The sequence below is a fragment of the Agaribacter flavus genome (genome assembly GCF_042646125.1).
Lineage (GTDB): Bacteria > Pseudomonadota > Gammaproteobacteria > Enterobacterales > Alteromonadaceae > Glaciecola > Glaciecola flavus.
Map to the genome: position 1 here is coordinate 1 of NZ_JBHRSW010000014.1, position 13,856 is coordinate 13,856.

Sequence of the window (13,856 nt, forward strand, 5' to 3'; positions counted from 1 at the left end):
AACACTAGGGAATGTGTTCGGTAATAAACTAGAGAGTTTGAAGGAGCTTGGGAAGGGGGTTGTTTTAAATAATGTGAACATGCGAAGTGTTGATGATTTATTGGGAGTTGAACCTGCATCACCCGAGCTCCTATCAACCGTATCGAAAAAACGTGATGTAGTAGTTGCCCAACCTGGTTCTGAGGAACTTCGTATGCTGGACTTCTTTGGGGCTGAGGCATCCGTAGGTGGTACTAACAATACTCATATTCTTCTTCGTGAAAATCCTAGCAAAGCAGCATTGCTGGAAGAGTTCTTACACGGAACTCAAACTAGGTTGGGTATTACTGAACGTTTGGGTACTAGTGGTTTAGGAAGTGCCGAAACACACGTAAAAGACTTCATGATAAGACATCAAAAAATGTTGGGGTTGAGTGATGAAGACGTTCAGATATTGCAGATACTAAAAGAGAAGGGACTGTAACAATGGGTGTCAGAATGAACATACAAGAAAAATTTGAACTATCTAGTGGTGTAACAGTTTTGGTGTGCTCTGGATATGATGCAAAAGTAAGCATGATAGGTATGAAACTTAGTTTGGTTTTTGATGATAAGGTGAGACAAACTCTAACAGTTTTCGGCGAAAGGAAAATGCTTAACCAGAAGTCTAATTTTGACCTGATGGCGCTTGAGACACACGATATTGTATCGTTGTCTCAGCAAGAAGCTCAAAGTGGAGAGTGGTTGCTAATTCGCGAATAAAATTAGGCTCGGTTAGCTCATTATCCGCATAGGCATCATATACTTGAGGTAAATGGTCAAGCTGGAGAGCATCGAGCAATAGTTAGAGAAGGTAATATGAGTGTTAAGAGTGTTCCAGCTCAAATTGTTGATGCTATCAAAGAAGAAGATGTTAAAGCAATATTGAGTTTATTTAAGGCCAAACCAGAGCAGATTGAGGTTTTTACTCCTTTTGGAGGGCAGACTTGGTTAGGGTATGCTTCCCAATTGGGAAAGCTACAATCGGTACGTACTCTGATTGACATTGGCTTTGATGTTAATAATGGAGATAAAAGAGATAATATTCTACCTATTTGCAGCGCCGCCGCTAATGGACATTTAGCGGTTGTGAGGTTTTTATTGGCAAATAACTCTTACTTGGATGTGAGTAGCTCTGTTAATAATGCTCTTTTTGCTGCGGTAGTTGGACGTTCACTCAATATCGTTAAGCTTCTTTTAGAGTCAGGAATAGACAGCAAGACTTCCTATAACAGTGACTCAATGAAAAATATGGATGCCATTGCATTTGCACTGATGCGAGGGGAAGAGCAGTGTGCGCAAGCTGTTGCATTATGGAACGCAGATGGAAATGATGATTTAGCAAGTAAATTGTTGAACAGAGCGAGCGAAATAGCAGACGAAAACGCGTATAAGGAATAATCAGATTCTGACTTCGATATCTTAAAATATGTAATTATTATCTGTAGTTAACATGCTTAAAGTCTTGTGTTGATTAGTTCTTGGCTTAGTGCATGTGCATTGTTTGGATAGAACACTAGATGTATCGACCGATAGCTTTGGCAATGTGCTGGATAATAGTCTTTTTGAGAGTAAGTTAGATAACTGCTGTCAATGATAACTTTTATACGCCATTGGCGTATGATTAATTTTAATGTTATATTCACGAAATGGTAATTATTGAAACGCCTATATTCACCAAACTCATAACAGAGTTGATGAGTGATGACGAATACAAAGACTTGCAGGAAGCATTGGTTAGCAGGCCGGATAGGGGCGCAATAATCAAAAACAGTGGCGGCCTCAGAAAGGTTCGTTGGGCTCTAGAAGGACGGGGCAAGAGTGGTGGAGTAAGGGTTATTTATTACTGGATGACCGACAATGATCAGCTTTATATGTTGTTGGCTTACCCAAAAAATGTGCAGGAGAACCTGACAGATTCACAGCTTAAAAAGTTAAAGCAAATTTTAGAGAGGTGGTCAGAATGAATGAAGACATGTTTGAACAATTAATAGAAAGCGTTAGTCAAGCTGATGATATTATCAACGGTACCGCTAAGCCTTCTCGTGTAACTGAATTTGCTGAGCCCCAAGTAAAAGCTATTCGCGCCAAAACGGGATTAACACAAAGCCGGTTTGCTGATGTTTTGGGTGTGAGCAAACGCACGTTAGAGAATTGGGAACAAGGCCGCCGCCATCCAACTGGTCCAGCTCGCGCTTTACTTAAAATTTTAGATGCTAACCCTAAGTACGCTCTGGAAGCACTTAATCACTGAATAGCCGTTAAAAGTCGAGTGCCTCGACCGATAGCTTTGGCAACACCTTGGAGAATTCGTTTGTTAGTGCTCCTGTAAATGCTCACTATGAGAGAGTGCAGCGGGACGCTTATCAGAAGACAGTCGGTACTTATATTCTTGCTGAGGTATCAGCTATTGTTAATAACAAAACGGAATATTCTCCAGAGAAATTTGGTTTACCGAATTACTGAAAGTGCCAAGAAATTTGTGTTGATGATAATTTGGGAAAAAAACAGCAGATCGTTCGATGGCAATTTGGGAATTAACATGGGGTGACCATGCCACTAACGCTTCGACTTAAGAGCAAGTTCGATACTTGATATTAACTGCTTAAATACGGGACTACCAGATGCTTTTTCTCCCAAAATTGATTGCAGTGTTTTTACTATATATTCTCTGCGTTTAGCATCGTCGCCCATTCCTTCATTTGTTTCGATGCTGGCTAGTATGGTCTCTACAAGTGTACTATTCGGTTGTCTTGTTTTAGGAAGTTCTGCACCTTTTTCAATCTTATTAACTTGAGTATTTTTTCGTTTAACAGTTTTATTTTGTAATAATTGGGAGTTTAATTTTGTTGGGTCTATCATGGCTAATGCTTAACGTCGTATATGTCAAGTAAGTGAGATATATCTTGCTCCATATTTGGCTCTGTTTTTTCAGATAAGCTAGTTTGTTCGTTACCAAGGTTGGCGGAATTTCTTTCGTCTTTCGCTTCAATGTTTTCACTTGCTTTAATTCTGTTGAGCATATCGCGCATGTCTTTGTTTAGGTTAGGGTTATCATTATTGCGTTTCAGTCCTTCTTCTATCGAAATCATGGCGTTGGTGTTGTTACCTTGGAACACGCTGATCAGCGCGTTTGCAAAAAGCGGCAGGTATTCGTGTTGAATTTGCAGTAACGGATGCAAAACATTGATAGCGTTGTCGTAGTCTTCTAATGTAGCTTGCAATAAACCAAGTTGAAATCGAGCAATATGCAAATCTGGCGCTAGTTCTAAACTCTGGGCATAGGTAATTTTTGCTTGTTCAAATTGCTGATTTTGTGCATGAATTGCTGCTTTTAAAAAACATATAAAACCATTTTGAGGAAAAATAGATATAGCTTTGCTTATTAGCTCTTGAGCATCGCTTAGCTGACCGTCGGTCATTAGCGCGGATATTTTTGCGATGTATTCTTGTTCTTGCAAAATAAACTCCTTGTTATTTGTATTGCATACTACTTGTCGAACCAGTTAAGTATATATCAGAGTAAATAAATTATTAACTTCTTTAATTCGAATAGTGAAATCAAGTTAAACCTGTTGGTTCTTCGCATATTGACCAAGGTCATGGCCTATAAATTTCCTAATAACAAAGATATTTCTTTTGTCTTAAACGCGTAACATTCGCTAAACCCTTCGGAAGCATTTTTTTTAGCATACTCACTGGGCATGACAATACTTGGATAAATTTTCGTTACCCATAGTTTTCGTTGTTTTGGGGTTATGATATTCGTGTACACGTGATGACCAACTTCGTGTAGGAGAATATGTGTAAAGTCGGATTTATCTTTGAACTTATGTATAAGTATATGATCTAAAGGGCTTTTAGCGTAGATGCCTGCTGCCCTGTAATTTATCGGTTTGTACTCTACATAGCTGCGCTGGTATACGTAACTTGGGTCAAAAACAATGGCCGTCAAGCCCAACAAGTGTTTACGAGGTATGCGTTTTACTATTCTTGCAATTTCGTCTATTTCAATCACTTCTTGCTTTGAAAAACCTTTAATTAATAATGACATAAATTCTCATATACCCACAATGAAGGATAAAGTATATATTAATTCCAAAATAATATTAAAAATATGCAAACTTTGTTTATTGTTAATTGTTAAAAACAAAAAAATACTTAAAAAACATTTGATTACACATATTTAGTTAACTGCCTCGAAGCCTCAAGTTTACGAGAGTCGTCATTTATAAACATTAAATAAATCGCAATAAAATCTTAAAGTTAGCGTCCAAGTGACTAACTTAGGTCTTCAATACAAGTTTTTTATCGGGTGTTTTCAATTTTAAAAAACTGTATATACTTTCATACATGGTTATCGAATCTAACACGATTCGTAGTAGTAGCAAACCGTAATGGAATGCCTGAATTGCAGATGTTGCGAGTAGTTTTTTAGGGATATTGCAATGGACAATGCTTCAAAATTAGAACGTCTAACAAAGTTTTGGGATCAAGACCCAACAAATCTTAGTCTGTGTGCTGACATTATTGCTGAATGTGCTGTTCAGAAAAATGAAAGTTATTTAAGACAATTTTATTTAAGTCTTAATCCAGAAATTTCTAAGCTCCCGCAAATTGTTTGGCAATATGGTCGATCTTTAGTTGAACTAGGAAAAATTGTTGAAGGTGCTGAAGAGTTCGCTAAGTTACCCGATGACGGATCTGAAACAAAACCATATAGTATTGCTTTGTGCTTGTTTTTACAGGCTAAATTTATAGAAGCAAATTCCACCATTGATAATTATGTTTCCACTATTGGAAAATATTCATCTGTTCAGTTGATGTTGTTACATGCCAAGGTAAATTATCACCTTGGCGAACTAGAAGTCGCGTTAACATTAGCAAAACAAATACACCAGCAGCTAGGAAAGCAATCTTCAAGCCACGCAGAGCTTCTTGGTTTACTTGCAATGTTGCATTTTGACCTCACTCACATAGAAGAAAGCTTGGCATATGCAAAGCAGTTGTTGGAAACATCACCTAAACATCATGATGGCTTATTAGCCCTAGCATCAATTCACGCGTATAAACAAGAGTTAGAACAAGCCATTAGTGTAGCTAATACTGGGGTTTCAGAGTTCTCTAATAGCGGTCGTATGTGGTCAGTATTAGCGCAAGCCTTATTTGCCATGGGGGATAGAGAAGCCGCATATAACTGTGTCGTAAATGCAACAAAACTAATGCCAAACCATATTGGCACTTGGCATGTTAGGGCATGGTGTGAATTGGTTAATGGCGATATTCAGAGTGCAAGTTCCTCTTTCCATTCTGCGTTGGCGATCAATCGCAATTTTGGCGATAGCCATGCTGGTTTAGCTCTAGTCGCCTTTACTGAGCAAAAGTATGACGAAGCTAAACGGATACTTATTGTTGCTCAACGTCTAGACCCTAATAGTGTTACCGCTAAATATGTTGAAAGTTTGTTGCTTTCTCGTCTTGGAAAAGAACAGGACGCTGAGCAAATGCTCGATACGCTACTTGAGCAGCCATCTCACCTTACTGGCTTAAGTTATAAGCAGTTAATCAGCGCTATCAATAGGTAAACTCGGTCGTGGATTTAGATTTTGCAATAGGGTTAATGGGTCAAATGTTTAGTATGGGATTAAAAATTGCCTCCCCAATCTTGATAGTGACTCTTTTGGCTGGTGTCACAATTAGCATATTTCAGGTTGTGACTCAGATCCAAGAAATGACCCTTACATTTGTACCTAAGATCTTCATTTGTATTGTTGTGCTGTACTTTGCTGGAAATTGGATGTTGTCTAGCTTAGTAAGCTTCGCTAAAAATGTTATTGCTCAGGCAGGCAGTTTCTGATGGATGCAATCGTAACCTATATCCAGCCTTATTCACTGGTTGCTAGCCGTCTGTCTCCATTGTTTATCGGTATGAGCATGACGCCAATCGCACGATTCCCCGCTACTGTGCGTCTTTTATTATTGTTAATTTTTACTATTGCTATTACGCAGATTACTACCCAGCAGTGGGAAGCGTTGCCAAAATCTACTTGGGTTTATGAAATACTCGGTGAATTTGGTTTGGGTGTGTTGATGGCCTTAGGTTTTCAAATTGTCTTTGCCGCTATGCAAATTATGGGACGCGTCTTAGACATGCAAATTGGCTTTGCGGCTGCGGGTGTTATTGATCCGATTAGCAGAAATAATGACCCCTTACTTGGCACAATTTTGTCATTATTCGTAACTTTACTGATTTTAGTGTCAAACACACATCACCATATATTGGGCGTTATTGTTGAAATATTTTCTTTTGTTCCTCCTGGCAGTTGGAACGGTGAATTCTACTTTGCAAATATAATGGGATACCTCTCTTCTCAGTTGGTTTTCGCATTTTTACTATTTGGACCTGTGATGATGGCGCTTTGGATGCTTGATTTATTCAACGGCATCATCGCGAAAACCATGCCTCAAATGAATGTTTATTTCGTAATGTTACCGCTAAAAATTGGTGTGGGAATATTCTTGATGTCAGTAGCTATGCAATATGTGAAACCGCTGATATCTCAAATTTTACAATCGCTAGTCGAATGGTTTCGATTTGGGTGGGTATTGTAATGGCAGACGAGTCTAACAAGTCAGAAAAAGCTACTCCTTATAAACTCGAAGAAGCAAAAAAGAAAGGGCAAGTAGCTAAAAGCAATGAAGTGTCTAGCTTACTCATATTCATAGCTTTTTGTGCAGTTTTGTTTATGACAGGGGGGCAAATTTGGGAAGGTTTAAAAACGCAAATGCGAGAACTTCTGCTTTATTCTGGTCAGGTAACATTGAATATAACGACCTTAAAAGGGCTTTTTTTACATTCCTCTTTTACTGTTTTCGAGTTATTTGCCCCATTGTTATTTGTGATCATGTTAGCGGCAGTATTATTTAATGTGGTTCAAACCGGCTTTGTATTTTCTACTCATCCGATAACTCCAGATTTCACTCGATTGAACCCTGTAAAAGGAATGAAAAAAATATTTGCTATTAAAACGCTGTTTGAGTTACTCAAAGCGATTTTAAAAGTGGGCATTATTGTTTTGGTATGGTTAAACATTGGTGAGTATTGGTTAGACAAAGTAATGCAAAGTTATGGCATGACTGAAAACAGTTTTGTTGTGCATTGGGTAAATATGTCTATTGTGTTATCACTAATGATTGTTGGTTTAATACTACCTCATGCACTTATCGATTTTGCGTTTAGCAAGTGGGACTTTGGTCGGCAAATGCGAATGAGTATGCAAGACATAAAGGACGAACACAAAAAGCGTGAGGGTGACCCCCAAGTCAAACAAAAGCAAAAACAAATTCAAAAAGAACTACTGAAAAAAGCAGCATCATTAAAAAGTGTCAAGGATGCTGACGTGATTATTACTAATCCTGAGCATATTGCAGTAGCTCTATCATATAAGCCGAAAGAAATGTTAGCTCCGAAAATTTTGTCGATGGGAGCGGATAAAAATGCTGCTGTCATTCGCAAGATTGCTCGGCATCACAATGTGCCTATTTTCCGAAACGTGCCACTCGCCAGAGCTATATACAATAATAGTGTTATAGATGGTTTTATACCTGAAAAATGCTATCAAGGCGTGGCTGAAATTTTAAAACAAGTATTAGTTTTAAATGATGTTACAAATAAAGGTCACCAGCAAGGAAGGCAGTCATGATAGGTTTGTTTAAACAAGGAAAAAGTGAACTCGCATTGGTGTTGGCTGTTGTAGCAATACTCATGCTGTTGTTCATTCCTGTACCTGCGGCTTTTTTAGACCTATTACTCTTGATGAATTTTAGCTTAGCTTTAGTTATTTTGTTGTTGACTTTTTATACCGATAAACCGCTTAGCTTTTCAACGTTTCCTTCTTTGATATTGATAGCGACTTTATTTCGTTTGGGGTTAAACGTATCTTCAACACGACTAATCTTAGCTGATGCAGATGCTGGACAAGTAATAAGTGCTATTGGTTCACAAGTGGTTGACGGAAATTATGTTATTGGCTTGGTCGTGTTCCTTATTCTTATTGTTGTTCAATATGTAGTTGTTACTAACGGAGCTCAACGTGTCGCCGAAGTAGCTGCTCGCTTCACATTGGATAGTATGCCAGGCAAACAAATGAGTATTGATGCAGATTTAAACATGGGCATCATTGATGAAGTCGAAGCTAAAGAGAGGCGTCTAGCAATTGAAAAAGAAGCAAACTTTTATGGCGCGATGGATGGCTCTACCAAATTCGTTAAAGGTGACGCCATTGCCGGTATTATTATTATTCTTATAAATATCATCGGTGGTCTGTCTATCGGTGTAGCGCAGCATAATATGTCGTGGGCAGAAGCGTTACATACCTTCACTTTACTTACTGTTGGTGACGGTATTGTTACTCAGATTCCATCACTCATTGTAGCGACTGCTACCGGAATAATTATTACTCGCGCTGCATCTGACTCCCAGCTAGGAAAGGAGTTGACTAAGCAAATTACTTCACAGCCTAAAATTCTTGTTATTATTGCAATTACTCTTGGCGTGCTGGTATTTATGCCAGGATTACCCACCTTACCTTTGTTGCTATTGTCGCTAGTCTTCGGTGTTATTGCTTTTGTAGCTCAACGTTCGAATGGTAAGTCTGACATAAATGAAACTGAATCTCAGGATAATTTGCTGCATCAAGAACATTCATCAACCGGCGGTTCTGATCTTTATACACTCACTCAAATAAATACTTTGGAATTACGATTGGGGTTTGAAGTAAATGAATTTGTGGAAAATGAGAAAAGTACGCTAAAAACTCGCTTGAATAGTTTTAGAAAACAATTTGCAATTGATTTTGGTGTGGTATTACCGACTGAATCAATACTGGTTGATAACTCACTCACGGCAAATGAATACCATCTCTATATTCAAGGTTCACTTGTTGCGAAAGGTGATGTTTTGGCTGAGCATCACTTGGCAATAGATCCAACGGGAAAGAGAAATGATTTGAATGGCAAGAAAACTAAAGAACCAACTTATGGTTTGCCTGCGATTTGGATAATGGACAAAGACGTCGATTTAGCCAGAAATGGAGGGTACACAGTTGTCGACCCAGAAACAACTTTGTTAACCCACATTACCGAAACACTAAAACGGTACAGCCCAGAGTTTATAACTCGTAAAGAAGCTGAAAAACTTTTATCTAAGGTAGCAGAATCTCAATCTGGCTTAATAGATGAATTGGTACCTGCAATATTGTCATATTCAGAAATTCAAAAAATTCTTCAAATACTTCTCCAAGAGAAAGTATCAATCCGCAATTTACCGATGATTTTAGAAGAATTGGTTGATGTGGCTAGAGCGGATAAATCTACGAACTTATTAGTAGAGGCTGTTAGAAGAAAACTTCGTAATCAAATTTGTCAATCGCTAGTAGATAAAAATAGCACTTTAAATGTACTAACTTTTGAACCTAGATTTGAACAACGTCTGGTGGCAGGGGTTGTTGAGGGTGACACTAGTATGTCGCTAGCAATTGATTCTGCGACAACTGAGTCGTTGTTAAAGTCCCTATCAAATAATGTAGAAAAAATGATGGGGAAACGGGTTAAACCTGTCGTGCTATGTACTCCAATACTTCGTAGACATTTGTTTTTGTTTTGCGAGAGGGCACTACCTCAAATGCATATCTTGTCATTAAACGAAATTCCAACAACGGTAAATGTGCAGTCATTTGCTATTGTTTCGGATAGCACATCAACAAACAAGGCGGCGTAAAAATGAGTAATGAAGCTATAGACATAGTGCTTAAGAGCATTCAAAACAATGTCAAGCAAGTTGATTTAGTGAGTCACAATATCGCCAATGCTAACACTCCGGGGTATATGGCTACGGAGGTTTTTTCAGAGTTTTCTATTGATGGTCAAAATCAGGTTCGTGAGGCAGTTTCTGCTAAAACAACCAGTGCAATTATTAATTCAGGCCGTGCCCTTGATGTAGCTATGGTCAATGAGGGCTTTTTATTGCTCGAACTAAATGGTGAATCAGTCATTACACGACAAGGTCGTTTCCATATCAACTCAAATAATCAGCTTACTCACTTGTCTGGTGCCAGAGTAATTGGAGAATTGGGTGCTATTGAGTTACCTGAGGGTGATGTTCAAATTGATAGCAAAGGCGACATATTTGTTAACGGTCAACAGGTTGACAAACTGACGACAGTGTCAGTTAGTTCTGGTGCACAAGTTACTCGCTTGGGTAATTCTGTTTATAAAGTTAGTGATGGGTACCAAATAATTGAAAACAATATACAGCAAGGAGCGATCAATGGCGCGAATGCTGAAGTGTCCAAAGATATGATTCGTATGATTGAATTGTCTAGGCATACGCAAAGTTTGCAAAAAGCGATACTAGCAATTGATCAAGTAGCAAACGCAGGAATAAATGAGTTAGGGAAAAGATAAAAATGATTGAATCACTCTATATAGCAGAAACTGGGATGACGTCTCAGCAACGTCTCATCGATGTAATATCAAACAATATTGCAAATGCTTCAACACCTGGATTTAAGAAAACAAATCTAAGTTTTGTTGACCTTGTTTATCAAACAACACCAAATTCAAATACTGATTTAGGCAGTTTATCGTCATCCACTAATAATGGTGCCGGTGTGAAAATCATGACAGGCATGAAGGATTTCACAATAGGAGACTTAAAGCCTACTGGAAACCCTTTTGATCTTGCCATTCAAGGTGATGGATTTATAGAGGTTGAAATGCCATCTGGAGACTATGCGTATACGCGAGCAGGACGTATGCGTTTAGACGAAGATGGTAACTTGGTAACAGCACATGGGTACAAGCTTTCAACAAATATACAACTTCCACCAGACGCTAAAAATATGACTATTTCTAGCGATGGGCGGGTGATGGTTGAGCTAGATGGTAGTGAAGAAATACAAGAAATTGGCCAAATTGAGCTAACTAAATTTACGAATAATGAGGGCTTGGACAATTTGGGGAACAATCTATATGGAGCGTCTGATCGAACAGGAAGTGCTATGTATAGTAAACCTGGGGAGCTAGGCACTGGTCAGATTCTTCAGGGTTCAACTGAAGTGAGTAATGTATCAATGACTGAGGAAATGGTTAATTTGATGCTAGCACAACGTGGTTACCAGCTTAATGCGAGAATAATACAAGTTTCGGATCAGTTGTTAGACACAATCAATAATTTAAGACGATGAAAACTACGTTTCTTATTCTCGCTTTTTGCCTATTACTCGCAGATTGGTGCAGAGCTTCGGAAGCACAATTTAAGCAGCCTATAAATAGACTGACTGCACCAGTTTTGTTCTCTGATGTAGTGACCGTTGACTCTGAAGACTTGAATGAACTCCAATGGCCACATCAACTAGTTGGTTGGATAGAACAAAAAGATGTTGAGTCTTGGTTAGTTACTCAAAAAAGTAGAATAAACAACATCAATTGGGATGGAATAGCGAAAGTATGGGTGGAAATTTGCTACCCAATAAAAGATAGCGCATTTAAACCAGCAGTTATTTCTGAATTGTCAGCACAGTTGGCGCAGTTACACGTGTCGTTGCTTGCTTTAGAACATAAAGGTTTGTTTTGCGCAGATTCTCCTAATTATAGCATAACCTTGAAGTCTCTAAAGCGCATGGGTGTGCGACATCTAAATGCTGAGTTTTTGCTTACTACAACAGACCAATTGTCTGGTAAAAAACGGATTGTCGACGTAGCACTTAAGTTAACTTACATGGGGTCAATTAATAGTTTGTCTCTAAACAGGGATGCAGAAAAATATGCAAGTTTAAATTGCAGTGACTACTCAATCGAAAAACGAAATTGGACAGGTAAAGAGCTTGCTGTAGAAGCGTTGAACACCAATTACGTATTCAAAAAGTCATTGAATAGAGGTAGCACCATATTGCTAAGTGATATTCAGCTAAGAAACGCGGTTACTCAAGGCCAAACAATAAAGGTTACGGTAGTAAATGGACCAGTAGTTATAGAGGCGAAAGGCAAGGCAATGGCGAGTGCAAACGAGGGTGAAAGGATTAAGGTTAAAGTTAACGGGAGTAAGTCATTGAGCGATGCTGTAGTGGTCGCTAAGGGAGAAGTACATGTTTCGGTATAGCATTTTTATTGTATTTTTTATGTTAACTACGATTGCAAGTGCGCAATCACTTTACGATGAAACAAAATTTAAGACACTTTACGCTGATAAAAAGGCGTTGAACGTTGGTGATGGAATAACCATTTTGGTTTATCAAAGTTTACAAGCAACATCTAGTGCAGGTGAGGTTAGTGAAGGGCAGTTTGGATTTACAGGCAGTGCTTCTGTAGATGAAAAAAACTGGAACAGAGGGCTGAGTCTTGGTTCTTCTAATGAAGGGAATGCAGGTACTAACAGAAATGGATTTGTAAGGGCTCAATTGACCGCAGTAGTGATAGGGAAGTTTGATGAAGACACCCTAGTTATTGAAGGAACACAAAAGATAACTGTGAATGAAGAGCAACAAACTATAACCATAAAAGGAAATGTTCGCTTAGAGGACATCAGTAGCGACAATGTTGTACCTTCGTTTCGCGTTCAAAATGCGGAAATACTTATTGAAGGCGAAGGCGAAGTAACATCTGGTAAAAATGGTAACGTTTTTACTCGGTTTATTGAATGGTTGGGGTTTTAGTATGAAGTATAAGCAAATATTCTCCATTGCTATATTAGGTTTATTTCTCATTCAAGCGAATGCTTCTAATGTTCGTTTGAAAGATTTAGCTCGTATTCAAGGTGTACAAGATAACCCTTTAATTGGTTATGGTTTGGTTGTTGGTTTGTCAGGCTCAGGTGATTCGTCAAATAATCAAGCGACGATTCAATCTCTTAGCAATACTTTGAGAAGTTTTAACTTGATAGTCGATGCAAAGCAAGTGAAGAGTCGTAATGTTGCAGCGGTTATGGTCACAACATCATTACCCGCATATGCACAACAAGGAGATACGCTCGAGGTAAATGTGTCATCTATAGGTGATGCGAGAAGTCTGCAAGGTGGAACACTTTTACTGACCCCTCTTGAAGCCTCAAACGGAGAGGTTTACGCACTAGCACAAGGACCTTTGAGTGTTGGGGGTTATCGTTTCGATTTTAATGGTAACAGGGTTCAGAAAAACCATCCGACAGTGGGTGTGGTTCCGAATGGTGCTAATGTTGAAAAAAGTATTGAATACAATTTCGATATAGAAAACAACGGGTTAACATTAGTTCTCAACGAACCAGATTTTACCACTGCGCAACGTATTATTGACGCTATTTCCACTAGATTTCCGAGTAGTAACATATCGTCAGACCATCCAGGTAAGATCAAGTTGCAGCTTTCTTCTCAATTGCCATTAATGCAGCTTATGTCAAACATTGAATCAATCAAAGTTCAACCTGACGCCTTTGCTCGAGTTGTCATAAATGAACGCAATGGCACTGTTGTAGCTGGGGCTAGCGTTAGGATTGATGATGTTGTTATCAGTCACGGAGAATTAAAACTCAGAATTGAAACAGAGTTTTCAGCATCACAACCTAACGGCTTTTTTCGCCAGACGGGAGACTCTATAGGCTCTTTAGTTGTGGCCAATTCTGAACTTGAAGTATCAGAAGGGGAAAAAGGAGAGGTACATGCTTTGCCAGGTGCCAGCATTGGTGAGTTGGTCGATGCTTTAAAAGCTCTTAATTTGTCAACGCGAGATTTGATCTCTGTTTTACAAGCTATTAAACAATCTGGTGCTTTGCATGCAGAACTGATTATTCAATAAGGAATTTATTA

At 38.6% G+C, this 13,856-nt stretch carries 18 protein-coding genes; 15 read left to right on the forward strand and 3 right to left on the reverse strand.

Going from position 1 to position 13,856, the window contains the following annotated elements:
• From ACFOHL_RS07780 to nadS, 5 genes are all read left to right on the forward strand, one after another.
• Positions 1-463, forward strand: a 463-nt coding sequence (locus ACFOHL_RS07780) for a hypothetical protein (RefSeq protein WP_376919657.1), incomplete at its 5' end; no start/stop codon positions are given.
• A gap of 14 nt (positions 464-477) precedes the next feature.
• Positions 478-741: a hypothetical protein gene (locus ACFOHL_RS07785; protein ID WP_376919658.1), complete on the forward strand. Its 264-nt coding sequence runs from the start codon at positions 478-480 to the stop codon at positions 739-741.
• 96 nt (positions 742-837) lie between these two features.
• Entirely contained in the window at positions 838-1,419 is a 582-nt protein-coding gene (locus tag ACFOHL_RS07790; protein WP_376919659.1) for an ankyrin repeat domain-containing protein, read from the forward strand.
• Positions 1,420-1,667: 248 nt separating this feature from the next.
• Positions 1,668-1,985: a type II toxin-antitoxin system RelE/ParE family toxin gene (locus tag ACFOHL_RS07795; RefSeq protein WP_376919660.1), complete on the forward strand. Its 318-nt coding sequence runs from the start codon at positions 1,668-1,670 to the stop codon at positions 1,983-1,985.
• Positions 1,982-2,272 (forward strand): NadS family protein, encoded by a 291-nt coding sequence (gene nadS / locus ACFOHL_RS07800; RefSeq protein WP_376919661.1) that lies wholly within the window; start codon positions 1,982-1,984, stop codon positions 2,270-2,272. The genes ACFOHL_RS07795 and nadS overlap by 4 nt, the downstream gene beginning before the upstream one ends.
• 305 nt (positions 2,273-2,577) lie before the next feature.
• On the opposite strand, the gene ACFOHL_RS07805 is transcribed toward nadS, so the two are convergent.
• The 3 genes from ACFOHL_RS07805 to ACFOHL_RS07815 all read right to left on the reverse strand — a co-directional run bounded on the left by ACFOHL_RS07805 (position 2,578) and on the right by ACFOHL_RS07815 (position 4,072).
• The gene (locus tag ACFOHL_RS07805; RefSeq protein ID WP_376919662.1) at positions 2,578-2,880 is read right to left on the reverse strand and encodes a hypothetical protein; all 303 of its coding nucleotides are present in this window, start codon (positions 2,878-2,880) and stop codon (positions 2,578-2,580) included.
• A 2-nt stretch (positions 2,881-2,882) separates the two neighbouring features.
• Positions 2,883-3,479 carry a tetratricopeptide repeat protein gene (locus ACFOHL_RS07810; RefSeq protein ID WP_376919663.1) on the reverse strand — a complete coding sequence of 199 codons (597 nt, stop codon included), beginning with the start codon at positions 3,477-3,479 and terminating at the stop codon, positions 2,883-2,885.
• Between the two features lie 146 nt (positions 3,480-3,625).
• A complete protein-coding gene (locus ACFOHL_RS07815; RefSeq protein WP_376919664.1) occupies positions 3,626-4,072 on the reverse strand; it encodes a hypothetical protein in 447 nt (148 codons plus the stop codon).
• A 394-nt stretch (positions 4,073-4,466) separates the two neighbouring features.
• Here ACFOHL_RS07815 and ACFOHL_RS07820 point away from each other — a divergent pair, with 394 nt between their 5' ends.
• Genes ACFOHL_RS07820 through ACFOHL_RS07865 form a run of 10 tightly spaced genes read left to right on the forward strand, consistent with a single transcriptional unit; the run spans position 4,467 to position 13,845 of the window.
• Positions 4,467-5,603 carry a tetratricopeptide repeat protein gene (locus tag ACFOHL_RS07820; RefSeq protein WP_376919665.1) on the forward strand — a complete coding sequence of 379 codons (1,137 nt, stop codon included), beginning with the start codon at positions 4,467-4,469 and terminating at the stop codon, positions 5,601-5,603.
• Positions 5,604-5,611: 8 nt separating this feature from the next.
• Entirely contained in the window at positions 5,612-5,875 is a 264-nt protein-coding gene (locus ACFOHL_RS07825; RefSeq protein WP_376919666.1) for a flagellar biosynthetic protein FliQ, read from the forward strand.
• The gene (locus tag ACFOHL_RS07830) at positions 5,875-6,630 is read left to right on the forward strand and encodes a flagellar biosynthetic protein FliR (RefSeq protein ID WP_376919667.1); all 756 of its coding nucleotides are present in this window, start codon (positions 5,875-5,877) and stop codon (positions 6,628-6,630) included. The genes ACFOHL_RS07825 and ACFOHL_RS07830 overlap by 1 nt, the downstream gene beginning before the upstream one ends.
• Positions 6,630-7,721 carry an EscU/YscU/HrcU family type III secretion system export apparatus switch protein gene (locus tag ACFOHL_RS07835; protein WP_376919668.1) on the forward strand — a complete coding sequence of 364 codons (1,092 nt, stop codon included), beginning with the start codon at positions 6,630-6,632 and terminating at the stop codon, positions 7,719-7,721. The genes ACFOHL_RS07830 and ACFOHL_RS07835 overlap by 1 nt, the downstream gene beginning before the upstream one ends.
• Positions 7,718-9,796 (forward strand): flagellar biosynthesis protein FlhA, encoded by a 2,079-nt coding sequence (locus tag ACFOHL_RS07840; protein WP_376919669.1) that lies wholly within the window; start codon positions 7,718-7,720, stop codon positions 9,794-9,796. Before ACFOHL_RS07835 ends, ACFOHL_RS07840 begins: the two co-directional genes overlap by 4 nt.
• Before the next feature lie 2 nt (positions 9,797-9,798).
• Complete coding sequence (locus tag ACFOHL_RS07845; protein WP_376919670.1) at positions 9,799-10,482, forward strand: flagellar basal body rod C-terminal domain-containing protein; 684 nt, start codon at positions 9,799-9,801, stop codon at positions 10,480-10,482.
• A 2-nt stretch (positions 10,483-10,484) separates the two neighbouring features.
• Entirely contained in the window at positions 10,485-11,264 is a 780-nt protein-coding gene (flgG, locus tag ACFOHL_RS07850) for a flagellar basal-body rod protein FlgG (protein WP_376919671.1), read from the forward strand.
• Positions 11,261-12,178, forward strand: coding sequence for a flagellar basal body P-ring formation chaperone FlgA (gene flgA, locus ACFOHL_RS07855; RefSeq protein ID WP_376919672.1), 918 nt, complete (start codon positions 11,261-11,263; stop codon positions 12,176-12,178). The genes flgG and flgA overlap by 4 nt, the downstream gene beginning before the upstream one ends.
• Positions 12,165-12,731 (forward strand): flagellar basal body L-ring protein FlgH, encoded by a 567-nt coding sequence (locus ACFOHL_RS07860; RefSeq protein WP_376919673.1) that lies wholly within the window; start codon positions 12,165-12,167, stop codon positions 12,729-12,731. Before flgA ends, ACFOHL_RS07860 begins: the two co-directional genes overlap by 14 nt.
• 1 nt (position 12,732) lies before the next feature.
• Complete coding sequence (locus tag ACFOHL_RS07865; RefSeq protein WP_376919674.1) at positions 12,733-13,845, forward strand: flagellar basal body P-ring protein FlgI; 1,113 nt, start codon at positions 12,733-12,735, stop codon at positions 13,843-13,845.
• Positions 13,846-13,856: the final 11 nt, after the last annotated feature.